The sequence below is a fragment of the Endozoicomonas gorgoniicola genome (genome assembly GCF_025562715.2).
Lineage (GTDB): Bacteria > Pseudomonadota > Gammaproteobacteria > Pseudomonadales > Endozoicomonadaceae > Endozoicomonas_A > Endozoicomonas_A gorgoniicola.
In genome coordinates, this window is sequence record NZ_JAPFCC010000001.1 from 4848645 (window position 1) to 4872152 (window position 23508).

General features: G+C 47.2%; 19 protein-coding genes. 6 read left to right on the forward strand and 13 right to left on the reverse strand.

Annotated features, from left to right (window positions below):
* Positions 1 to 13: 13 nt before the first annotated feature.
* The 4 genes from deoD to NX722_RS21700 all read right to left on the reverse strand — a co-directional run bounded on the left by deoD (position 14) and on the right by NX722_RS21700 (position 6210).
* Entirely contained in the window at positions 14 to 718 is a 705-nt protein-coding gene (deoD, locus tag NX722_RS21685) for a purine-nucleoside phosphorylase (RefSeq protein WP_262564966.1), read from the reverse strand.
* A gap of 18 nt (positions 719 to 736) precedes the next feature.
* Positions 737 to 1954, reverse strand: coding sequence for a phosphopentomutase (locus NX722_RS21690; RefSeq protein WP_262564967.1), 1218 nt, complete (start codon positions 1952 to 1954; stop codon positions 737 to 739).
* A gap of 163 nt (positions 1955 to 2117) precedes the next feature.
* Entirely contained in the window at positions 2118 to 3089 is a 972-nt protein-coding gene (locus tag NX722_RS21695; protein ID WP_262564968.1) for an FAD:protein FMN transferase, read from the reverse strand.
* A gap of 106 nt (positions 3090 to 3195) precedes the next feature.
* Complete coding sequence (locus NX722_RS21700; RefSeq protein WP_262564969.1) at positions 3196 to 6210, reverse strand: NADH-dependent flavin oxidoreductase; 3015 nt, start codon at positions 6208 to 6210, stop codon at positions 3196 to 3198.
* A gap of 284 nt (positions 6211 to 6494) precedes the next feature.
* Here NX722_RS21700 and NX722_RS21705 point away from each other — a divergent pair, with 284 nt between their 5' ends.
* Both NX722_RS21705 and NX722_RS21710 read left to right on the forward strand, forming a co-directional pair.
* The gene (locus NX722_RS21705) at positions 6495 to 8282 is read left to right on the forward strand and encodes a CHASE domain-containing protein (RefSeq protein ID WP_262564970.1); all 1788 of its coding nucleotides are present in this window, start codon (positions 6495 to 6497) and stop codon (positions 8280 to 8282) included.
* A 3-nt stretch (positions 8283 to 8285) separates the two neighbouring features.
* Positions 8286 to 8654, forward strand: coding sequence for a response regulator (locus NX722_RS21710; RefSeq protein WP_262564971.1), 369 nt, complete (start codon positions 8286 to 8288; stop codon positions 8652 to 8654).
* Between the two features lie 32 nt (positions 8655 to 8686).
* Here NX722_RS21710 and deoC read toward each other — a convergent pair whose 3' ends face one another.
* Entirely contained in the window at positions 8687 to 9460 is a 774-nt protein-coding gene (deoC, locus tag NX722_RS21715; protein WP_262564972.1) for a deoxyribose-phosphate aldolase, read from the reverse strand.
* Positions 9461 to 9940: 480 nt separating this feature from the next.
* On the opposite strand from deoC, the gene NX722_RS21720 reads away from it, so the two are divergent.
* Both NX722_RS21720 and NX722_RS21725 read left to right on the forward strand, forming a co-directional pair.
* Complete coding sequence (locus NX722_RS21720; protein WP_262564973.1) at positions 9941 to 10891, forward strand: LysR substrate-binding domain-containing protein; 951 nt, start codon at positions 9941 to 9943, stop codon at positions 10889 to 10891.
* A gap of 152 nt (positions 10892 to 11043) precedes the next feature.
* Complete coding sequence (locus NX722_RS21725) at positions 11044 to 14901, forward strand: hypothetical protein (RefSeq protein ID WP_262564974.1); 3858 nt, start codon at positions 11044 to 11046, stop codon at positions 14899 to 14901.
* A 151-nt stretch (positions 14902 to 15052) separates the two neighbouring features.
* Here NX722_RS21725 and NX722_RS21730 read toward each other — a convergent pair whose 3' ends face one another.
* Positions 15053 to 15466 (reverse strand): Fic family protein, encoded by a 414-nt coding sequence (locus NX722_RS21730; protein WP_262564975.1) that lies wholly within the window; start codon positions 15464 to 15466, stop codon positions 15053 to 15055.
* Positions 15467 to 15807: 341 nt separating this feature from the next.
* Here NX722_RS21730 and NX722_RS21735 point away from each other — a divergent pair, with 341 nt between their 5' ends.
* On the forward strand, positions 15808 to 17031 hold the full coding sequence (locus NX722_RS21735; protein ID WP_262564054.1) for an IS110 family RNA-guided transposase: 1224 nt from the start codon (positions 15808 to 15810) through the stop codon (positions 17029 to 17031).
* A gap of 77 nt (positions 17032 to 17108) precedes the next feature.
* Here NX722_RS21735 and NX722_RS21740 read toward each other — a convergent pair whose 3' ends face one another.
* The 7 genes from NX722_RS21740 to NX722_RS21770 all read right to left on the reverse strand — a co-directional run bounded on the left by NX722_RS21740 (position 17109) and on the right by NX722_RS21770 (position 22520).
* Positions 17109 to 17720 carry a hypothetical protein gene (locus tag NX722_RS21740; protein WP_265442376.1) on the reverse strand — a complete coding sequence of 204 codons (612 nt, stop codon included), beginning with the start codon at positions 17718 to 17720 and terminating at the stop codon, positions 17109 to 17111.
* Positions 17693 to 18733: an IS1595 family transposase gene (locus NX722_RS21745; protein ID WP_322740909.1), complete on the reverse strand. Its 1041-nt coding sequence runs from the start codon at positions 18731 to 18733 to the stop codon at positions 17693 to 17695. Before NX722_RS21745 ends, NX722_RS21740 begins: the two co-directional genes overlap by 28 nt.
* 460 nt (positions 18734 to 19193) lie before the next feature.
* Positions 19194 to 19337, reverse strand: coding sequence for a hypothetical protein (locus NX722_RS21750; RefSeq protein ID WP_262564977.1), 144 nt, complete (start codon positions 19335 to 19337; stop codon positions 19194 to 19196).
* A 116-nt stretch (positions 19338 to 19453) separates the two neighbouring features.
* Positions 19454 to 19915, reverse strand: coding sequence for a nucleoside deaminase (locus tag NX722_RS21755; protein WP_262564978.1), 462 nt, complete (start codon positions 19913 to 19915; stop codon positions 19454 to 19456).
* 47 nt (positions 19916 to 19962) lie between these two features.
* On the reverse strand, positions 19963 to 20868 hold the full coding sequence (locus NX722_RS21760) for a DMT family transporter (RefSeq protein WP_262564979.1): 906 nt from the start codon (positions 20866 to 20868) through the stop codon (positions 19963 to 19965).
* A 277-nt stretch (positions 20869 to 21145) separates the two neighbouring features.
* A complete protein-coding gene (locus tag NX722_RS21765) occupies positions 21146 to 21916 on the reverse strand; it encodes a hypothetical protein (RefSeq protein ID WP_262564980.1) in 771 nt (256 codons plus the stop codon).
* Positions 21917 to 22040: 124 nt separating this feature from the next.
* Positions 22041 to 22520, reverse strand: coding sequence for a YbjN domain-containing protein (locus NX722_RS21770; RefSeq protein WP_262564981.1), 480 nt, complete (start codon positions 22518 to 22520; stop codon positions 22041 to 22043).
* Between the two features lie 123 nt (positions 22521 to 22643).
* Between NX722_RS21770 and pyrF the strand changes: the two genes are divergently transcribed.
* Positions 22644 to 23456 (forward strand): orotidine-5'-phosphate decarboxylase, encoded by an 813-nt coding sequence (pyrF, locus tag NX722_RS21775; protein WP_262564982.1) that lies wholly within the window; start codon positions 22644 to 22646, stop codon positions 23454 to 23456.
* The last annotated feature ends 52 nt before the right edge of the window (positions 23457 to 23508 follow it).

A 23508-nucleotide genomic window follows, 5' to 3' on the forward strand; every position in this document is an offset into this window, starting at 1 on the left:
AATCAGTGGCTGATTACAGCAGCACAGAGTCCAGTGCAATTTCAATCATTTCATTGAACGACAGCTGACGGTCTTCTGGAGACAGGGCTTCGCCACGGCGAATATGGTCACTGGTTGTGCAGATTGCCAGACCTTTGGCACCGTATTCAGCACATACACCATAAAGACCTGCCGCTTCCATCTCCACCCCAAGAATGCCGTGTCGTTCCATCACATCGAACATATCTTTCTCGGGACTGTAGAACAGGTCGGCAGAGTACAGGTTACCCACCTTCACCGACAGGTTCTTGTCACGAGCGGTTTTGACGGCGTTTTCCAACAGACCGTAGTCGGCGATAGCCGCAAAGTCATGATCGTTGAAACGCATACGGTTAACTTTTGAATCGGTGCAGGCGCCCATGCCAATTACAATGTCACGCAGCCTGACATCCTGAGAAATCGCGCCACAGGAACCCACACGAATCAGCTTGTTCACACCGTACTCGGTAATCAGTTCCGTGTAATAGATGGATGCGGAAGGGATGCCCATACCGGAGCCCATCACAGACACCTTGCGACCTTTATATTCACCGGTGTAACCCAGCATGTTACGAACTTCGTTAACCAGCTCAGCGCCTTCGAGGAAGGTTTCAGCAATGTATTTTGCGCGCAGAGGATCACCAGGCATCAGACAAACGTCAGCAAAGGCACCTGGTTTAGCGTGAATATGGGGAGTCACTCTCTTTACCTCTTTAACTCATTTTAAAAAACTGGTGCCGTATTCCATCGGCTCCAGTTCAAAATAACGGGCAAGACTTTGCCCGATATCTGCAAAGGTGTCGCGGCGTCCCAGGGAGCCTGGTTTGATCTTACGGCCAAACACCAGCACAGGAATGTGTTCACGGGTATGGTCAGTGCCGACCCAGGTTGGGTCACAACCGTGGTCCGCTGTGATAATTAACAGGTCATCGCCTTCCATCTCTTTCAGCAGGCGGGGCAGCATGGCATCCAGTTGCTCCAGGGCTGCGGCATAACCGGCTACATCACGACGATGGCCAAACGACGAATCGAAATCAACAAAGTTAGTGAAAATCAGGGACTGGTCACCGGCCGATTCAAACGCCTGCATGGTGGTTTCAAACAGTCCGGCAATTCCGTTGGCTTTCAATTTTTTAGTGATGCCCTGATGGGCAAAAATATCGGCAATTTTGCCCACGCTGACCACTTCACCACCTTTTTCGGCCAGTTTATCAAGCAGGGTCGGTGAAGGTGGCGGTACGGAATAATCACGGCGATTGCCAGTGCGCTGGAAATCGCCGACATCATCACCGATAAAGGGGCGGGCAATAACCCGGCCGATATTGTAAGGCTCCAGTATCTCCCTGACCAGTTCACAGAGTTTATAGAGGCGCTCAAGCCCGAACGTTTCTTCATGGCAGGCAATCTGGAACACACTGTCAGCCGACGTGTAAAAAATCGGCTTGCCGGTTTGCATGTGTTCTTCACCCAGCTGCTCCAGAATCACGGTACCCGACGAGTGACAATTACCCAGATAACCGGGGATGTCTGCCTTTGCCATAATTTTCTTGAGCAGTTTCGCAGGAAAACTGTTTTCCAGATCCTTGAAGTATCCCCATTCATACAACACCGGAACCCCCATCATCTCCCAGTGACCACTGGGGGTGTCCTTGCCGCTGGACAGCTCTTTCGCATGCCCGTAAGCCCCGACAATGTCGACATCGGTGTTCATACCGGCAGGAAATTCACCTGCCGATTCCTGAGCTGCATGCACTAACCCCAGGCTGGACAGTACGGGTAGCTGTAAAGGCCCCTGACGGCCAGTGTCAGCCTTGCCTTCAGCGCAGGCTTTGGCGATATGTCCGATGGTGTTAGACCCCTTGTCTCCGAATTTGTCAGCATCCTCCGTGGCACCAACACCAAAAGAATCCATGACCAGAACAATAGCTCGTTTCATCTGCGACACCTGAAGCATCTCTGTTCATAATGGTTCATTATTACCCAGATTAGTGGTGTTCGTCGCAGTATTTTGATTGTACTGAGTACGTACGTTTTTTGATCAATCATCCGGGTTTGTTATGAACAATTCTGCTATTCAGGCGACTCGCCACCCTACAGAATCATCCTGCCCTCAGCACCGGATTCTCCGGACGAACAAAGACATTCCGCCCATCATCAACCAGACCCCGGGTGACATGAGTTTCACCCTGTTTTGAAATGACCACCGCCTCAATGCCCGCCTGTTGATTCAGACAGGCAACTGCATCACTGACAGAGGGTAAAAAGCCAGCGGTACTCCAGATATCACCCGCAACAGAATCTCTGGAAATAATGGTAACGCTGGCTATATCGGTGACAACCGGCATTCCCGTCCGGGTATTCAGCAGGTGATGATAACGTTGCCCGTTGGCATAAAAAAATCGTTCATTGATCCCGGAGGTGACCATCGAGGCATCATTCAGCGCGACAACACGAGAGATTGCGCCCCGGTCTGACAGCGGGTTTTGAATACCCACATTCCATGCCTGACTGGCATTATCCGGTGAATGGCCAATGGTCAGGACATTCCCCCCCAGGTTAATAAAACCGTGTTGAACACCCGCCCTTACCAGTTGCCTTTTTATCTGATCTGCAAAATAACCTTTTGCCACCGCCCCTAAATCGATCTCCATATCTGGCAGACTCAGGTAAACCGACTGCTTCTGTTCATTCAGGATAATATTTTGAGGATCAGCCAGGGGGAGTTTTGCTGATATTTCTTCACGCCCCGGTACTCTTGCTTCTTTAAAACCGATACGCCAGGTTTTGACCAGCGGCCCAATGGCAATGTTAAAGACATTGTTTGTGTCTACACTCATCGTCCGTGCTGTTTTTATCAGTTGAAACAAATCCGGCTGAACAACCACAGGCTTGATCCCTGCGTTTTTATTCACCCTCATCAGTTCAGAATCGGGCTGATTCACGGTAAATCGCTGTGCGTAGTGAGAGAGCCTGAGATAAGCCTCCTTAATTAACTGCTCGCCCTCTGGATGATAAAGCACCAGGTCAATGAATGTCCCCATCATCTGGAACCGGGTTTGATAGCGTTTCATTGTCGTTTGTATATCAGGGTAGGATTAAGCTGAAATCGTCGGTAGAGTTTGTCAGCTCCTCCCCTGCCAGGGGGGAGAAGCTGAGGAGGGTCACCACTCAATACAATTAAACAAGAGCGACGGCACTGTCACCGGCAATACGACCAAAAGTGAAGATATCAATCAACGCATTACCGCCCAGACGGTTACCACCGTGAATGCCACCCGTCACTTCACCGGCAGCGTACAAGCCCGGAATAACATCACCGTCTTTATTAATCACCCGCGCCTGAGTATCAATTCTCAACCCGCCCATGGTGTGGTGAACCGATGGTTGACGTGGGGTTGCGTAGAACGGAGCCTGTTCCACTTTCAAGCCAAAAGCGCTCTTGTTGAACTCAGGGTCATGACCCTGTTCAACACAGGCGTTGTACTGCCTGATGGTGCTGGTCAGTTCGTCAGCCGGAACGCCAATTTTCTCAGCCAGCTCTTCAAGCGTGTCGGCTTTAATAATGATGCCTTCTTCGATTTCCCGTTCGATAGTGTCATCGCAGGTATTCGCAGCCCTTTTACGAATTTCTTCGTCGGCAATCATGTAGATAAGACCACCGTTATCAAAGAATGCCTCAGACAGCACATCACGGCTTCCACACTCATCAATAAAGCGCTTGCCCTTCTGGTTCACAAAGACAAAGTTCTCAGGGGGTACAATCAGGCCGGTCAACAGCGCGCCGGATTTCGGATCACCCACCGGCATTAACTGAACAAACCCCATACCCACCAGGTCGGCACCGGCTTTTTCACCCATCTCAATGCCATCGCCCACCAGCGCAGGAGAGTTGGTGGTTTTGATGTCATCGGCAATATCCTGCCAGTAAGTGTTGTACTGTTTGATCATCCGGGTATTGGCACCAAAACCACCGGAAGCCAGCACAACACCGTGACTGACCTTCAATACCAGTTGGGTACCGTTGGCCTGTGTCGCTTTAACACCTACAACCTTACCGTCTTCAATCATCAAATCCGTTACCCGGGTATCGGTTATGATGCGACCTTCCTGCTCCAGAATGCGCTGTTGCAGTTTCTCCACAAACTCCACACCCTTGTGACGATTTGGCTTGTGGGCGCGACGCCACAGTGCGCCAACAGGAATTTCAACCACGCTACGGTCAAAATCAACGCCTTTCTCAGTCAGCCAGTCCACAGACTCCATGGCACGGCTGGTCAATGTTTCCACCAGGTCGTACTGACCATAGATGGCATCACCATTGCGGTCGGTTCGCTTACCGCCAAGATAGGTCTGAATGCGATGCAGCTCAACAGAGTCGAACAGGTAGTCTTTACCACTGTCCACATCAGCAAAATACTCACCCAGCTGCTCTTTAAGGACTTTGAAATCCGCCAGGTACTCTGCTGCAAATTCGGATTCCGGCGTTTCAACAATGCTTCTCAGGTGGTCGGCTTCCCCCGGCAGAGCAGGGAAGTCATTCTGCCATGCTGGCTCAGCCGCATTGATCCAGCCGCCGGTACGAACCGTGTTACCACCAATCGCAGGGAATTTTTCCAGCAGAATAACCGACTTGCCTTTATCAAGGGCCGTCAGGGTTGCGCTCAGGCCAGCACCACCGGAACCGACAACCACGATATCCACCGTCTCTTCAATAATTTCAGTTGACCACTTAACCGCTTCCCTGGCTTTACAGCGAAGTGCCTCCGAGTGACCGCCCGCCAGGTCAACCGCATTGGATACACCGTCAATAACCGCCTGACTACTCACCGTTGCCCCCGAAATCACGTCAATATTCAGGGTCTGACCATCGAGAATCTGTTGCGGAATACGCTCAAAGGCTGGGTTGGCAATGCCATCGGACTCTTTTGATGAGTCAACGACAATATCCAGAATCCTATCTTCTGAAAAAGTCACAGTGACCGGCAAGTCACCATTATGACCCTGACCACAAGCGGTATATTCACCTGGCTCGAAACGTATCTGAACATTTTGCAGCTCTTTAATGCGTTGATGTTTCAATGCCTCAGCCGCACTGTCCACAATCATATAGTCCATGATGCCCCAAAGAGGGGTTGGGATCTGCAACGCTTCCTGCTGGTTAATATCAGCAAACTCAGCACAGGGCTTATTGTTCAGCACTTTGGTCGCCCAGGTCGGCTCAACCAGATAACCTTTGCCAACACTGACAGCATCGCAGCCTTCTGCAATCGCTGTTTCAGCATCAGAACGCTGGGCAATACCACCTACGCCTATCACCGGAACCTTTGCGACATTGTCACTCTTAAGCTGGTGATATTTAGTGATCAGCGGCTCTTTATCTTCCGGATTGACAATGGAGTTGCGCGCCCAGCTGCCCATGGAGAAATGCAAATAATCCAGTCCACAGGATGCCAGTTTGTCCAGCAGATACAGGGTGTCTTCAAAACGGATTCCCGGTTCTTCAATCTCTTCCGGTGAGAAGCGATAACCGATAATGAAATCGGTTTTCTGGTGGAACGCAACAATCTGTCTGGTTTTTTCCAGAATCGCCAGCGGGAAGGTGGTGCGTTTCTCGATATCTCCACCCCACTGGTCATTTCTACGGTTGGAGTGCGGGGAAAAGAACTGCTGAATGAGGTAGGTGTTGGCACCGTGAATCTCTACACCATCAAAGCCTGCCAGAACAGCCCGGTTAACTGCGTTGCCGAAACGTTCAATCATGGCTTCAATCTGCACCCCGGTCATTTCAAGCGGGGTTTCAGCATTATCACGCAGTGCTGCAACAGGGCTTGCAGAAATGGGTTGTTGACCGCCATTATACTCAGGTGCTGCCATACGGCCCGCATGGTAGATTTGCAGAATGGCTTTTGACCCTTTCGACTTGATCGCTTCAGCCAGCCTTTTCAGACCTTCAATTTTGCTGTCCGTATCAATACCTAACGCCCCTGGAAAGGCACGACCATAATTTTCAACAAAAGCACTTTCAACGATAATCGCAGCGGCATCACCCGCTCTTGAGGCGTAGTAGGTGATCATTTCCTCGGTTACGCTGCCATCAAAAAAAGCGGACTGAATCGTCATCGGTGCCATGACAATACGATTCTTGAGACTGGCTCCTGACTGGAATACCAGTTCATCGACTAGGTGAGTCATCAATGTTTCCTTATTGCAAATAAAGGCGGGTAACTTGTTTTGGCAGGCTGTTCAGTTTTTGGCAGCGCTCGTCATCCGCCAGAGTGTACTCCGACAAACGACTTCCTGAACCGATGCAGGTCATTGCAATATCAGATTGTTTGCGCTTGGCTCAGAGCTGGATAGACCCAACCCGCTGCCGCTCGTGGCGTTAACGCTTAATTATTTGAGAAACCGAACGATTACTGATTAATGCCCTTATAACTTGTCTGGTCATTCCAGGCATCCCGGTTAAGGACAACCGCATGCGAAATAAAATAGAACTGGCTATTCCCCCTTTACTGATGGCTATTGGTTTAGCGATTTCAACTTGTGCGGCCTTCTGGTTTTATGAGATGGAAAAGGAAAGCCTGATCATCGCTTTTCAGAGGGAAGTTGACCTGAGGGCCACGTCGCTGCACCGGGAGCTGACAGTGAACTTTGAAGCCCTGCGCGATCTGGGGATTTTCTTTGAAACAAGCCATGTTCCGGATCACGACGAGTTTAGAACGCTGGCCAGAGAAATAATGAAACACCTGCCACACATCGACGCTCTTGAGTGGATTCCAAAGGTCACCCCCGACAATAAAGCAGAAATGTTGCAGTCGATCAGGAAACATTATCCGGACTTTGAAATTACTCAACACCAGGAGCAGGGTGTCATGGTGTCCGCAACCCCGCAGGAAGAGCATTTTCCAGTGTATTTTGTCGAGCCTTATAAAGGTCATGAAATCGTACTGGGATATGATCTTTATTCCAACAAAACCCGTCGCAAAACACTGGAAACCGCAAGAGACACCGGACTGCCACAGGCGTCAGCCAGCATCGCACTGGTTCAGGACAGGTCTAAGCAAAAAGCATTTCTTGCGGTAATGCCTGTTTACCAGGGAGCCAGTGAAAGCCTTGCCGATCGCAGAAAGAACCTGAAAGGGTTTGTGCTGGGCGTCTATAAAACCCATGACATTTTTGTCCAGTCTGAAGTTGAGGGCCAGGCTTCTGATATTCACATGGTTTGGATGGATAACACCGGGCAGAAAGCTGAAAAACTGGGTGAAAATTTTTTTGAAATCGAGCATGACGATCATGAACATCACGAGCAGCCCTTCCACTACGAAAAAAGGCTGCCTCCCTTACTGGGTCGGCAATGGAGCGTAACCTCCCACCCAACCCACCACTATCTTTCTGACAATATCTCCCCTCTTGCTTATCTCGTTTTCCTGTTCGGAATTCTCTTCACCACGGTCATCACAGCCTATGCTGGCCTGTTAATGAAACGCAACAGCACAATTAATCGTAAGGTGGCAGAACAAACCAGAGACCTGTTGGAAGCCGAGCAAGCCCGCAGAAACTTTGAGAATAAACTGATTGAAATGAACAAAATGGCATCGCTGGGAGAAATGTCTGCCGGTATCGGCCACGAACTCAGTCAGCCCCTTGGCACCATTCTTCTGAAGTGCCAGATGTTGCCAAAAGCCCTTGATAAGCGAGATTACGCCAAAAGTATCAAATATGTGGAAGATATCCGGAATCAGGCCGTGCGTGCCAAGGAGATTATGGATTCTCTGCGCATTATCAGTCGTGATGCCAAACCTGAAGACAAAACCAGTATCGAACTCAATCGGGTGATTCGTAAGGCAGAAGTACTGATCAAAGAAGACCTGATCATGAATGGCATTACACTGAAAAAAGAGTTGTCTCAGGGCATTTATATCTATGCATCGCCAGTACAGCTGGGACAGGTCATTGCCAACCTTCTCGCCAATGCCCGGGATGCCCTGGAAGATGCAGAAGAGAAAATCATTACTCTGCGCAGCTACATCAAAGAGGGTAACGGGGTGCTTGAAATTGAAGACACAGGTTCAGGCATTCCGGAAGAGTATCAGAGCAAAATTTTCGAGCCATTTTTCACGTCCAAGGCTATCGGTAAAGGCACCGGGCTGGGGCTGTCCATGTGTTACAGCATGGTTCAGGAGAATGGGGGCGAGATCAGTTTCAGGACCGCTGCCAATAAAGGCACCTGCTTTACCGTTTCCATCCCACTGACAAGGAGCTAAGCCATGACAAAAAGGATTTTACTGATTGATGATGACCAACCCTTTCGGGAGTCTGTCAGGGAGATTCTTGAATCTGAAGGTTTTCAGGTAGCGGAATACAGTGATGCCATTTATGCCGTACCTTATATTAAAGAGCCTTTTGATCTCGCCATTACCGATATCATGATGGCGGAAATGGACGGCAACCAGCTGGCTCACACCATACGCAAGGACAACCCGAACCTGCCGGTTCTGGGCATGACCGGAGGAGGGCGTATTGGCGATGCGAATCGCATCAAGGCATTCTGCCCACCCAAACTGTTTACCACTATTCTGAGCAAACCGTTTCTGGCAGAAGAACTGCTGGATGCCGTCAATAACTCTATGAGCTGATACAGCCCGGACACCATCGGGCCAAAAACATCTCAGTAAGCGCCTGTATCTTCCTGAGCTTCCTGCAAACCAAGTGCAGTCAGCAGGCTTCCGAGCAGGCTGCTGGCACCAAAACGATAGTGGTCACGGTTAATCCACTGCGCACCCATAATGTCTGCGGCAATAGCCAGATGCTCAGCAGCATCTTCAGCAGTACGAATGCCACCGGCAGGCTTGAAACCCACGTTCTGCTTACCGCTGTCACGAATCGCTTCGAGCATGATGCGGGCAGACTCCGGCGTCGCATTAACAGCCACCTTACCGGTAGAGGTTTTAATAAAGTCAGCACCCGCTTCGATGCTGATCTCGCTGGCACGACGAATCAGTGCCGGGTCTTTCAGTTCGCCGGTTTCAATGATGACTTTCAGCATCACGTCACCACAGACTTTTTTGCACTGAGCCACCAGCTCATGTCCCACGGTTTCATCACCGTCCATAAATGCTTTGTAGGGAAATACAACGTCTACTTCGTCTGCACCATAGGCGATGGCAGCACGGGTTTCAGTCACGGCGATGTCGATGTCATTGCCACCAGCCGGAAAGTTGGTCACTGTTGCAACGGTCACGTCATTCAGACCCAGCGCTTTCAGGGTCTTTTTGGCAACCGGCACAAAGCGGGGATAAACACACACGGCAGCCGTATTGCCAGCGGCGGTTTTCGCCTTGTGGCACAGGTCGATAATAACCTGCGGCGTGTCGTTCTCATTCAGGGAAGTCAGGTCCATCAGCTGAAGTGCCTGGCGACTGGTAGCGGTGAGGTCGGTCATGTGTCTTGTCCTATGGAAACGGCTAAAGCCGCGACAACAGAGAAGAAAGGGTTGGGAAAGGTGCTGTTATCCGGCCAGAATATTCTGCCCTGGCATTCTGTCGGAATTTCACATGCAAAAAACCCCTGTACCAAAGTTACAGAGGTTTTTGCTGATCATCCACCTGAGCCTGCTTTTGAGTGCAGCCTCATTCGCTTCTGCCTGCAGATTCTGAACTACGGGAACAGGCAACAGTGTAGTTCAGATTGCATAGCTGTTGCGTCAGGCAACCAGGCATGTTGCGCTGCGCATCGAAGCGATGTATGTAGAGTAGGGGATTCGACCCGGTACGACCATCAACTTATTTTGTATGCTGATTCTTTATTTTTGCATCGGAATACTTTGTGATCACCCTGACTTTCCTCATTGCGGTTCGCAGAATGACGGAATAAGTTATATCCTTGCCGACAATCTCCCCCCCTTTATAAGTAGTAACTCTTTATGATCCCAACGGACTCACTTGAAATCGTCAGGGCTGTTGCCCATTTCAGAAACTTCACCGCTGCAGCAAAACACTTGCACAAAGTACCCTCTGCCATCAGCTATACCGTGCGTAAACTGGAGGAACGTCTTGATGTTCAGCTGTTCCTGCGGGACAGCAAACGGGTAGAACTGACACCGGCCGGTGAACACTTTATTAAACACACAGACCGCCTGCTGCTGGAGCTGGAAGAGCTGGAAATGAGCACCCGGCAAATGGCCACCGGCTGGGAGCAGGAACTGCGCATTGCCCTGGACAACGTGGTGAATCAGGGCATGGTCTACGACCTGGTAAGAGATTTTCAGGCAGTGCGCCCGGAAACCAACCTGACTATCAACACCGAGGTTTATAACGGTTCCTGGGATGCACTGTTTCATAACCGCTGCCAGTTGGTACTGGGAGCGCCTAAAATCATACCGGATAACATTCTTAACAATGACCGTTTTGAATGGAAACCCATGGGCAGTCTGAGCTGGGACTTTGTAGTGTCTCCCGATCACCCTCTGGCAAAAGTCAGCGAGCCTCTGACTCAGGATGTTATCCGCGAGCATACATCAATCTGTATTCAGGATACCTCACGGGTGTTCCAGCACGGTTATAACCTGTTGCTGGATGACCAGCAGGTATTAACGGTGCCCAGTTTCCGAATGGCTATTGAGTGCCTGGTGAAAGGATTGGGCTCAACCATTCTTCCCTCACATTTTGCCAAACCTTATATCAATGCCGGGCAACTGATACGCTGCGAAGTCGTGGATATTCCCATGAGCGATGGCTGCTTTCTGGCCTGGAACAAGGAGAATATGGGCAATGGTCTAAGATGGGTGCTGGAATGGCTGGGCGAAGAAGACTGGCTGAATAAAATCTGGCTGCAACACGATAACAACAAACCCGTGGGTTATCACGTACCCTGAGCTTTAATATTTTATCGGAAATTCGCACAATACACCCATCAAGCGGCGGGATGAGGGTGGAGCTACTGGTGTTCTTTCGATCCGGTTACTACACTTTGCCTGCCCGAGTCGTTAGCAATATCTAATTCAACCTCCTTTTGGCTGGAAAAGCTATGAGCAAAACAGTTAAATCCTGCCTTCTTTTGGCATGTTTACTTTTTAGCTTCAGACTCTACTCCAGTAATGATTTATATCCACAGCATCCGGATCTGTTTTCTTTTAGACTGGCTTCGGAAACCTGCATCTTTGATCTGGAAGGGCTGTCAACTGCGGTCCTGAACTCACTGACCTATACCGTAATGCCATTATTGCTGCTGATCCCGTATAAAATGGTCTATCCAGTATTTCGCCTCCCCAGGACAGCAGCAGATACCATAATGTTTGGCTGGAAAATTTACTGGCCGGTATCCTGCCTGCTATACGCAGGCCGGACACTGTTTGATTACGCGCTCTATTACAGGCGTATCGCAGCTGGACAACGCTCCCTTCCCACCACTATGCCAGTTTATATTGATGATCCGGAGTTGTCCGAAAAGCTCTATCTCCGGGTAAAAAACGGCCATGGATCCAGGACACTGACCCTTAGGCTTCTTAAAAATGCCAACCCTTCTTTCATGGAAAGCAGCGACCAGCCACCCGTTAATAGCTGGCATGATCTGGCTGGCCTTATGTGGAGAGAGTCTGTCGACCGCGTGGATATTACCCTTGTAAATTCATCAGAATTTCCGGAGATGAAAGAGTTATTTGTTGTCATCAATAAAAATACCCCTTTCTCTTCAACCACTCGCATTCTATTGCCAGAGACTTCCTTTGCCTGGGTGATGGATTGCTTTAGTGAATCATGCGACCACCTGCCAGAAAGTGATTCTGCCATTTACAGTCTTTTCTCATCCAGTCTGCTCATAGAGGTTATAGAGTATTCCCTGAAAATACTGCCAATCCCCATGGATAGCCCACCCCATTCTCTGGAGCTTCAGCCCCAGCACCGTATAAGCTCCCGGGATTCCAGTACTTTTATAGTCTCCCCACTTCAGGAAGTTTCCAGTGAAGTGGGAAGCATCGTTTATTCATCAGCAGGAAGGCACCCGGGCTCAGGATTTATTTTTCTGGCGACGCCATCAAGAACCCGGGAAATGCTGATGACCCTGAGTCAATCTGAAGATATGGCGGCCTCTATCAGTCACCAAAGTATTTTTGATACATCGTTTTTATACCGCCTGATCTCTTATACACAACTTATGCAAAACCTTTATAACGCCGACCGGGACACCTGGGGAACTCAGGGGACAGAAGAGCCTGTCCGGGATGTACTCCGTCCAGTCAGAACCAGTGCCATTAAATCCGTTGTAAACAGACTACTGGCTCACCGCCATAATAAACACTTTGATACCAATATAATTGACTTTTTAATAAAGCTCCTGCCTCTTCATGGCCAGATCCTCTATATGAACCAGCCAACAACATCAGAGGCTGGTTTATATGAAGCCAGCCCTTCCGCAGAACAACAAACCGGTCAGCCAGAGGTTCAAAGCGCAAAGCCCAAAAAATGCACCAAATGCCGTAAGAAAAAGCCTTTTATTCCTCCTGAGCCATCTTCCACATCACTTAAATTTGTCTGTGCTGATTGCAGACCAAAAACACGTCCGGCTCAACCTAAGCTGAGTCTGAAAGTAGCGATGTTTGGTAGCGAGTCACCGGCAGTCACCCAAAAAGAATTAGACTCTTATTTAATGGGGCTGGATACGCCAATAGCATTGAACAAACTTTTCGATACACTGAGCCATGAAGAACCAGAAAAAATAGCTAGTGATTTTGAAGCTCTTTCGGGAGAGCTCTTATACTTTATTGAAACTTTATTACCAAAAAAAAATAACTGGCAACGTAGCTATTCAACATTAGGACACAATCAGTTTTCGCAAATCAAACAAAAAGTGAGTGATTTATATTTTCGTGGAGAACTTATAAATACCAGTAAAATTCTTAGCTGCACGGCAATGCTACTTGAAATTTTCATACAAATTGTTTATGAAAAAACACCTGTTATTATTAAAACAATTTATGGTAGTTATAAGAGCTCAATGCCATTAAAGTCCCCTGTTACGGTTATGGCTATAATCAATCATCTGGCAAACCAGCATAAATTATTACAAGAAATCATAAGCCTTCCGGATAAGGATAAGTCAGAGAATGCAAAAGAATGTGTTCAATCTTGTGTTTTATCAATGATACGAGCTATCTGTAGTTTCGATAAAATTTATTTTTATATTTTAAATAATCCATGGCAACCTAGTATGTTCCTCAGCAAAAAAAATGCAAAAATCAAAAATGAAAGGATACTATTTACTGAACTAATCGAGCATTTCTTTGCAAAAAACAGAAAACCTTTTGACAGGTTTACAGGACAGGGAGGACAGCTATTTATACTCTCTCAGAGGCTGTTTTTCATGAATTATGAAAAATTGCTCAACATTCTTCCACCCGAAAAAACTTATAATAAACTTGAATTAGAAATAAACAGAGCCACTCTTTTTTTATTGACTTATGCAAAATTTCATGAAGAAAATTACAGTTATGCCAACAGATTATTTTTAATACTAGATGATATATATAAAAGAACAAATCAGAAAATAGTGCGAAGAGAAACAATGAACGGCGTAGAGTTTTATCTAAAATCACGCTTTTCTGATTTAAGGGAAAATGAAAATATATTAAATGATAAATCCTATAAAAATATGCAGGATCATATTGATCAACTTTATTCATTTATAGAGAAAAATGCATCTGAAGATGATTCAGTAAAAATTGTACAGCTCTTTATGATACTAGAAAAATATAAAAAAGATTTGGAACTATGGTCAAAAAAAATAAGTGATAAAGAAAAAGTAACTGAAGGAATAATAGATGAATTTTGGCTAAATGATGCAAAAATACTATCTCTAAAACTCAAAAGTATCGAACAACTAAAAACATTACATCAGCGAAAGAGTACAAGACTTCACCAAAGTGAACACCACAAGACCAAAGAAATAGAAAGTGGTGATGATAGTGATGATGATAGTGATGAAAAGAGTTATGAAAAGAGTTGTGAAAATAATGACAGGGAAAATATTCATGTTCCGGGACAAGCGGAAAAAACAGAGAAACAGAAATGGGAAGAATCTTATTATCGGGCAGGCATAGCACTTAAAAACAAAAATTATTCAGAAGCCGAAAAGCATGCCAAAACAACAGTGAGTTTAGCAGTTGGCTATGATCAAGTCATTTATGCTCATCACCTTAATGTTGATGTAAAAACCGCTAAAATCAAGAAACTCACAGCCCAAATACGTAGTGAACAGAAAAAAATGCGTAGCTATGAAGATATGATTTCCAGTATTGACTACTTAAAGCTAGAAGAAGCGATAAGGGAAATTAAAGGTAGAGCAGATATTAAAGGATTAAAAGATATTTTTAACTTACTAAGTGAAAAAAATATAAAATTTCCAAGTCGTGACATGCGTTCAAACTACCATAAATCTGCAAATAGAGTCATAGATTTATTTAAACAGATTACAAGCAATGGCAAAGATGATAATAACTTGCAAAACCTTTTGGACGAAATCATGACATTCAGTCAATTACTATCAAAACATAATCAAACCACTTCAAAACAATTAAATTTAAATATAGCTTTTGCCCTTGATAATCTTGAGGAATTAACCACTCTGTCAAATAACATTTTAACAATGAAAGAAGTTTTTTTATCAGTAAAAACAAAGAGAAAAGACTATTTCAGTTTAATTAATCAGGCTACTCCAGACTACACACCAACTGCAGGTGCATCAAGCAAATCAAAAGATACTATCAGTGAAGATTTAGTTTTAGAACAGTTAAATGATATACCCCTGGATGCCTCTCTGATCAACAAAATGGAGAGTATATCAAAGGAGCTGAAAGCTCATCATGCAAATACTTCGAATAAACAGGAGTAACCTGAATCTTTCACACTGAACTTGTCGAGGTGCGATGTTTCTATCCTTCGACTGCCTTGCCCGATCCATTGCCGATACAGGCAGAAAAGCATCTGGTAAAGATAGACCAGTGGTTTGCGTCTTTACTGACACTCAGCCCGGACTGAGTTGTTTAAAAACGGCTTTTTAAGGCATTAAACTGACGTTGCCCTGATCGAATAACCTCCACCAACTCATCAACACTGTAAGCGTCAAATTTGTTCGCATCATCAATCAGAGAGGGTGACAGGCCTTCCCTCATCAGTAGCCCGTTAACCAGAATGCATCCAAATGTTCTGCCGTTACCATCTTTGAATGGGTGGGTAAACTGGAGATTTCGGCAAACTTTGGCAATACAGAAAATCTTCTGTAATTCTTGTTCCATGCCCTTCTTGGATGACTCTTTTATTTGTTGCAGCTCTGCTTCAAAAGCCTGGCAAAATTCGTTCGATAATTGAAAGCCTCTGTTGTTCTTATGGTCATGCACAACCACCAACTGCAGACCTGGACGTAGTTCTATTTCAGGGTATCTGTTCTTCCTGGCCACTTCCCGAATCTCATCAACTCCCTTTTCGGTAAAATTCTTAATCCTGTCGTCGTTTACTAAACGTTCATGGCCGGTAACTGGCCACCCCGAAGCATGAAAATATTGAAGCCTTCATCCAGACTTGGAGTGGGCGGCAAGGCCTGATCATGGTCGACAAATTTTTCAGAGGCTTTTGACCCTGAACCTAAACTGACCTGGACGGATCGCTCGTACCCCTAATCGTTTCCCGCCTTACGACGTTGAACGGATAGTAAAAAGACCTCTGCTGATCCTCGGCTTATGGCCCACGATCAATCCATCAGACCTTGCCATCTTCCATGATCCATAGGGAGATTAGTCTGATGCAGTCAATTTTGAAATGTTGTGCTGGCCTCGATGTTCACAAGATGATGGTCATGGCGACTGTTCAGACCGAAGATGAAAACGGCGAAATCAAAGAGATCACTCAGTCGTTCAAGACGTATCGACGTGAACGCAGGAAGCTTCGCGACTTCCTGGTGAAACATCAGGTTGAGCTCGTAGTCATGGAAAGTACTGGCGTTTACTGGAAATGCGTTCACGAAACTCTGATTAAAGCAGGCCTCAAGGTCTGGGTTGTCAATGCCCGTCACGTCAAGAATGTGCCCGGTCGCAAGACTGATGTCCAGGACAGTCAGTGGCTGGCAACACTGGGTCGGTGTGGTTTGCTTCGCCCCAGCTTTGTACCGCCCCCTGATATCGAGCAGCTGAGGTTGCTGTTTCGCCGTCGTCAGAAACTGGTGGGGCAGCTTGCCGGTGAAAAGACCCGTCTGCATAAAGTTCTGGACGATGCCGGCATCCGTCTCGGTGGTGTAGTGAGTGACATACATGGCAAGTCCGCACAGGAAATGATTCAGGGACTGATTGACGGCCTGCCTCCGCAAGAGCTGGTGAAGTTTGCCCGTGGCAAGCTGAAGAGCAAAACCAAAGAGTTATTCGACAGCATGGAAGGCTCGCTGTCTTCAGCACATCTGACAGTGCTTAAGAGCATCCGGAAACATATTCAGTATCTGGATGATGAGGTTGCCGAATTGGATGCGGGAATACGCAATATTGTACAAACTCAGTACCGGGAACCCTGGCAGCTATTGCAAACCCTTCCGGGAGTCGATGAGATCGCAGCAGCAGGGTTGATTGCTGAGATCGGTGATGACATGAGTGCCTTTGGCAGCCGGGAGTCTCTGGCATCCTGGGCAGGCCTATGTCCGGGCAACAATGAAAGTGCCGGTAAGCGTAAGAGTGGTAAAACTCGTAAGGGCAACCAGTCCTTACGACGGCTGATGTGTGAGATCAGTCAGGCAGCTGTAAAGACCAAAAGCCAGTTCAAAGGCAAACATCAAAGCCTGACCATTCGCCGTGGATATAAGCGCAGCATCATTGCCATCGGACATAAAATGTTGCGGGTGATCTACTGCATCCTCACCAGGCTTACGCCCTACAAGGATCCAGAGATTGATTACGAAGCACTGACGGTTCACAGGAATGCACCGCGCTGGTTACAGATGCTCCAGAAATATAATTATCTGCCAGCTTTAACTAAAGAATAAAAGCTCATCAGAGGCTGCGAGTAAGAACCTTGCCTGTCGGTGAGGATGGAGTGCTTTGCGAGTTCGGAGCACTATTTTCATAGTAAATAGCAATAAGTTCCTTCTTCCTTAAACTCGTCACTAATAATGTTGCCGCTTAGGCTGGAAAGCACGTCAGATGTTGCCAACCGGTGAATCTGTTTAATTTTATCGATTTCAAGTTTGCCGCTGCCGAGTATATCACCGACGCTTCTGAAAGCCTTTAACATAGCAGCTGCGTAACCTGGCTCATTTTCATAGCAAAACATTTTTAAACCATACTGTTTCCAATGTTTCTCATCGATAAAAAGTCTGTATAGCTGCTCTACCCTGAATCCTCTGCTCAGCTCCGAACTATCAAGCATTTCCTGAACTTTGAATGACTCCTGTTGGGCGTTATAAATGCCTTTTAGAAGTGATAACAATCGGCTGGAGACAGAGCGTTCACCACTTTCTATATTGTCAATAGCCTTTTTTATTTCCTTCAGGTTCATCTCCGAAAGAAGAATGCTGCAAGCTTTAAGCATGAATAACCTTGTCCCATCTGTATACTGATGATATTCGGGCGGATGCTCGGCAAAACAAATCAGCTCATCACACCTCTCAAGGATATTCTCTTGGCTGGCCTGATGCATCGACTCGGCTAAGTTCCTGTTAGCAGTTGGAAGCACCAATGTTCCGCAATTCTTCTGACGAGTTGGTCAGTATTTAACTTTACTGATGCAGTCAGATCACGCCTCCAGGCTAGGTAATGCGGGAGATAGCGGGTAGCAACACCATGAAATACACCGCCAATCCATGTTTTTAAGTTACTGTGGTAAGCATTGACATGCTGAATGTGGTAAATACCTTCGATAACATGCTGGCCAGCAGAAGTAACCAGCTCCTTGAACTCAAAACCAAGTTTCTCAGCAAGCTTTTCGTGGGCAAGGTGTGCATCGGCACAGACCGTACCTTCAATCGATATGCGGCCGTTTAAATGACGGCATAGTTCATTAGCACTTTCGTTTTCGAGTATGCCATCTACAGTGTTCTTCTCACGATCTCGAGCCACTAAAACCGGCACCTTTCGCGCTTTATTGGGATCATTGCCACGCTTCCGCGTAGGCCTTGGCAGGTCTTTTCTCTGACCTTTGAATGACTCTCGAAAAAAAGTCTCGTCTAATTCTGTAATGCCTTTGAGCTCTTCTGCCTGATCATTATTTATGACCTCAAGGAAGTGGTGACGCCAGCGGAACGCTGTTTCAAGACTAACGCCATATTCACTGGCCGATGCTCGCAATGTCATGGAGTAAGTCATCCCAGTTAGATAGTCATTCCATTTTTCGGGGTATCTAAGTCTTGCTAGAGGCGTACCAGAGAAAGCGTTAAAAGTAGCTTTACATGTCTTGCAACGGTAGCGCTGACGCTCGTTTTGAAAACCCCACCGACCAATATCATGTCCTTGGCACTTAGGGCAAACTGGCTGTTCTGCAAAGTGAGACAAAATGCAGGTTTCAAGTTCAGATGTAGAGTTTTTAGTATTGGAGGAGTATTCGCTTTCTATAGCGACAGAACCAATGGATTCTTCTGCTTCATCAGAACCTATTTGAGCATCTGTCATTGCTCTGCTGAGGGTTTCATATTGCTCAAGGGTTAATGTCGAAATGGCATCAACAAAATTCTTAAATATCTCGAATTGCATAACGCTGTGCCTGAAAACTAGAAGGCATGGGAAGTATAGCTCATTCAACTGCTAACACGAACTTAGCCCATCGACTCTGAATCATAAAGTGACAGATATTGATCCAGTCGTGTTACAAAAACACTTAACCATTGACCCCACTTGTTATGGATATCTTGAGCTCTAAGTAACTCACAAACAGACCGACTTGTATCTACATACTCCTTAAAAGAATGATCAAAATGCTTAAAATTTTCAAAAGATAAATTGGTTATCTTCCTTTCGTTCAACTTTTTACTCAGCATTCGGGGTTGATCCGATGGCTCCCTGTCAATTGCGCTGGGCTGACAATAACCAAAGACGAACCTCCGTTGATCCGGCGCGTGAAAATAATTGACATTATCACTGTTTATTGGGGCTATTAAGTTGCGAATTGAACTAATCATTTGTCCCTCCCTTGCTCATTATAAGCTTCAGGGGGTTAACCCGGAAGCAACTCCAGAAACCCAGACATGGAGGCTTTTCCTTTATGTCCGGTTACTACATAAACTTCGTCACATCCTGCATAATCCTTAAGGCCGATATCAGTTTTTTCACAGACAGACTCTCTCAGCTGTTGAGTCATTTTCTGCACGTCATCCTCGTTCGGGTCGAGGTCTGTCTGCCTGCTCGCTCCGGCGGCCTGTAGAGCCCATGCTTCAGCAGCTCAGACATGCCACCGAAATCAGGTGGGTAAGGATATTAAGACGGGTGTGGCCAGTGGCGCAGAAGAGCTTCGTTAGACAGTTCATCTGCCACCGGCCCTATGATTTCAACAGGTTGATGACAGGTTGAAAAAACCTCCTGCCCGGAGAGGCCAATGCCCGGTCCGGCAATCTGTTGCAACACTTCTGCACTGCCACCATAAACCACCCTGCGAATGCCTGCCCAGTAAATAGCTCCGGCACACATGGCACAGGGTTCTGTACTGGTATATAGGGTGCATTCTTTCAGGACGTCAGGTGTTAACTGATGGCTGGCATGACTGACCAGGTTCAGTTCAGCATGACGGGTCGCATCATTTTCAGAGATGACGGTATTTTCCGCCTCTAACAGAACCTTGTCGTCGTGTACCAGCAGGGCGCCAAATGGATGATTACCTTTATCCATTGCATGGTTTGCCAACTCGATAGTCCGGGAAATATAGTGGCTATGCTCACTCATAAGGCTCAACTCAGTCTGTTACAAAAGGTGTATAGCGCAGATTGAGTTTAGCCCTGATTTCCCGACAGTCCCTCCCCGGAACCGGTTTTCGACGGTTTTAGTACAACCGTATTTCCTACACCTATAAAGGTGACACCCAGCAGGGCCATAAGACTCCACTGGTAACCTTCCACCAGTGAAGACAGGTAAAGGGCAATAACCGGATAAACGACATCAATAAAAGCAGCCCGGTCTGACCCGATTCTGCGAATCAATACCACATACGACGACAAGGCACCTACAGAGCCAAACACTGCCAGATAGACGAGAGAACCTATGTATTCTGTAGAGAAACTGAACTCTGGCACAACGCCCTGTGCCAAAGCAATGAGTGCCACCGTTGCAGAACCATAAAGCATATTCAGTGTGATCGTTGGCAGCATGGGCAAATTATCTTCTTCATTACGTTCACAGGCGACACAGCCAAAGGAAAGCAACAGTGAAGCCAGAATAGCTTCCAGCATCCCCTTGCCTGCGGTATCGATAATCGATTGATCATCCAGTTCCGGCAGCATCAGCAGCAAAACACCAACACTGCCCAGAATGCCAGCCGCCACGACCTTTGCCTCAGCCGGCTTTGCCAACCATAGACGTCTGATCATCACGTTAAAGTACAAAACGCTGGTGCTTAATACGGCGGTCAGCCCGCTGCTGATATACCGTTCACTTTCATACAGCAGCCAGTAAGAAATACCACACAGGCAGGCTCCCTGTATAAACAGCCGTATATGCTGGGAAACAGAAAAACGGCGAAACCCGGTTCGCAGACAGCAGTATGCCCCCAGCATAACCCCAGCCAGAAGAAAGCGGTAAAACACCGACCATAGACTGTTAACACCTAACTGGAAGGTAATGGCAAACCAGGTTGACCCCCAGATCAGGGAACAAAGCAAAAAAAGCAAAACTGTGTTCATAATCCGATCTCAAGTAACTCCCCTGGGCAATAAGCCGGTCAGAAGGGATATTTTCTGGAATCATAGAGACTGATGAAAGCTGGAAAAGTTCCTTGAAAAGGAGGAGAAAAAAGTGAGTTTCCCCGGAACAAAACAAGCTGCCGGGTATTGAATGAAGGGCAGTAACAGGATTGCAAACCCGAAGCGTTATCAACGCTTCGTTTAACAGGGAAAATTTACGACAGCGGCATTCTTATGGGCAGAGAGTCCGGTTGTCTATGGGCAGAGAGTCCGGTTGTCAAAAATTCTTACTTTGAATAACAGTAAAACACCCTGAAACATCAGAAAAGAGTTTATTGTCAGTATTCTGCCTGGGGATGGCATACATATTATCTGGTGTTATAGCCAGCCCCTCTATACGGATTGTCTGAGAGTTCCTCCGTGGGGAAGGGGGGTTAAATAACTGAAAAATATATGCGCCGGGAGGCCCCGGGTTAGAGCTAGTAGGAATTGACGAAAAACCAGACCAGGAAGCCGATCCCGATGAAGCTTCCGCTACAGTTGGGCCGAGCCCTAAACTTCTTAATCCTGCACTTACTTTTCTATCGAGAAAATTGCCAGCCCGATCGAACCAGGTCACGCCGGCAACCAATATCTTTTGCGGAATCGTCAATTGCTGTTCGGCAGCACGCCTTCCGGTTGCGGCGGCTGCACTATTATTTCCTGATGCGAAAGTATTTCCTGATGCGAAAGTATTTCCTGATGCGAAAGTATTTCCTGATGCGAAACCTCTTCGCTGCTGGCGATTGTTATGTAACGGGGGAAGGTGGCGGTGTAAATAATAATCTCCCTGTACAGTCCTTATTAAATACATACCGGGTTGTTCATTTCGTCTGTCGCCAATAGTGTTCCGGATTTCAGCAAGAAAAGAGATATCTTCCTTGACCTCCTTGAGGTCAAGGATTATTTCGTTGTCATCGCCATCGTGTGAAACAGAGTAGAAGTGCTCAACAACCCGGGTGATTTCTCCATAACAGACACAGGGGAGGTAAAAAGCAACTATGAACACGAAAATAGTATACCAGCACATCGCTACCCGTCTCTGTGATAACCTACAAACCGCAGAGCAGTATAGGTGTTCTGGCGAAGGTTATCTGGCTGTTCGATGCATGTTAACGGCAACTGCAACCTGCTCAGTGCAAAGAAGGGGTCACCTCTGGCTGATGCGCCGCTGGTCCGGTTTCCCCCAGAAAAATCACCTGCAGGTCATGGCACTCATTCAGCAGCCACTTTTTGGCCTCAACGGTCATATCCAGAAAATCGTAAAACTGATCGTAGGTCACACCTTTGGTGGTAATCAGGGCATCGCTGGACACCAGTAACGCACCGCCATTATCCATGATTTCCATAAACAGCTTCATGGTGGGCAGAGAAGCGTTAAACCGTCCCAGTTCAGCATTCAGTTTCATCACCGTGGACAGTTTCAAATCCATTTCTGTACTGAACAGAATGCCATAAGGCTCAACAAACAGGCGGCTGTCGAGTACACCATCCAGCTGTTGCAGAGCCGAAATATGCAGGCCGTCGCAGCGGTCACACATCCAGAACTCATAACCGGCCTGTCTCAGCCAGGCTTCAATCTGTGCGATGTCCGGTATTAAAAGTTCATGCATGCAACAGCGTCCTGTAGAGGGGTTCATTCAGAAGGCGCAGACCATACCTGATTTTGCCAGCAGAGGCGATAGCAAAAAATTTCTGTTAGACTGCGCGCCCAGATTATGTAATAAGGCTTTGCTATGCGTTTTCTGGATCAAGTCCGTGCGGCTGTACGCAAAAACAACTCTCTCGTTTGTGTCGGCCTCGACCCTCTGCCTGAAAAATTCCCGGCTCATATTCAGGAGCTGGACCAGTCTGTTTTCGAGTTCAACAAGTACATCATTGATGCAACTCATGATCTGGTCTGTGCTTATAAACCCCAGGCAGCTCACTACCACGCCCGTGGTGCAGAAGACCAGCTGTTGATGACCATTGAGTACATCAAAGATAACTATCCGGATATCCCGGTCATTCTGGACTCCAAACGGGGTGATATTGGCAGCACCGCTGACCAGTATGCCAAAGAAGCCTTTGAGCGCTACGGTGCCGACGCTGTTACCATTAACCCTTACATGGGCATTGATACCGTAGAACCCTTCACCCGCTATGAAGACAAAGGCACCATTCTTCTGTGTCGTACGTCCAACCCCGGGGCCGGGGCTATTCAGAACCTGAAGATCGGTGACCAGTTCCTGTATGAGGTGATTGCTGAAACCGCCATGAAAGACTGGAACAGCAATAACAACATCATGCTGGTTGTAGGAGCCACCAACCCGGATGAACTGAAACGTATCCGTGAAATCACTGGCGACATGACCTTCCTGGTTCCAGGACTGGGCGCTCAGGGTGGTGATGTTGAAGCGACGGTCAAAAGCGGCCTGAACAGTGAAGGCGAAGGTATTATTGTTAACTCATCCCGTGGCATTATCTACGCGGGTAACGATGAGAATTTCGCCGAAGCTGCCCGTGCAGCGGCCATTGAGCTGCGCGATCAAGTGAACCAGCACCGATAACAAATCGCTACACTCCGGAACTCTGTCAGTTCCGGAGTGTCTGCTAGGATGT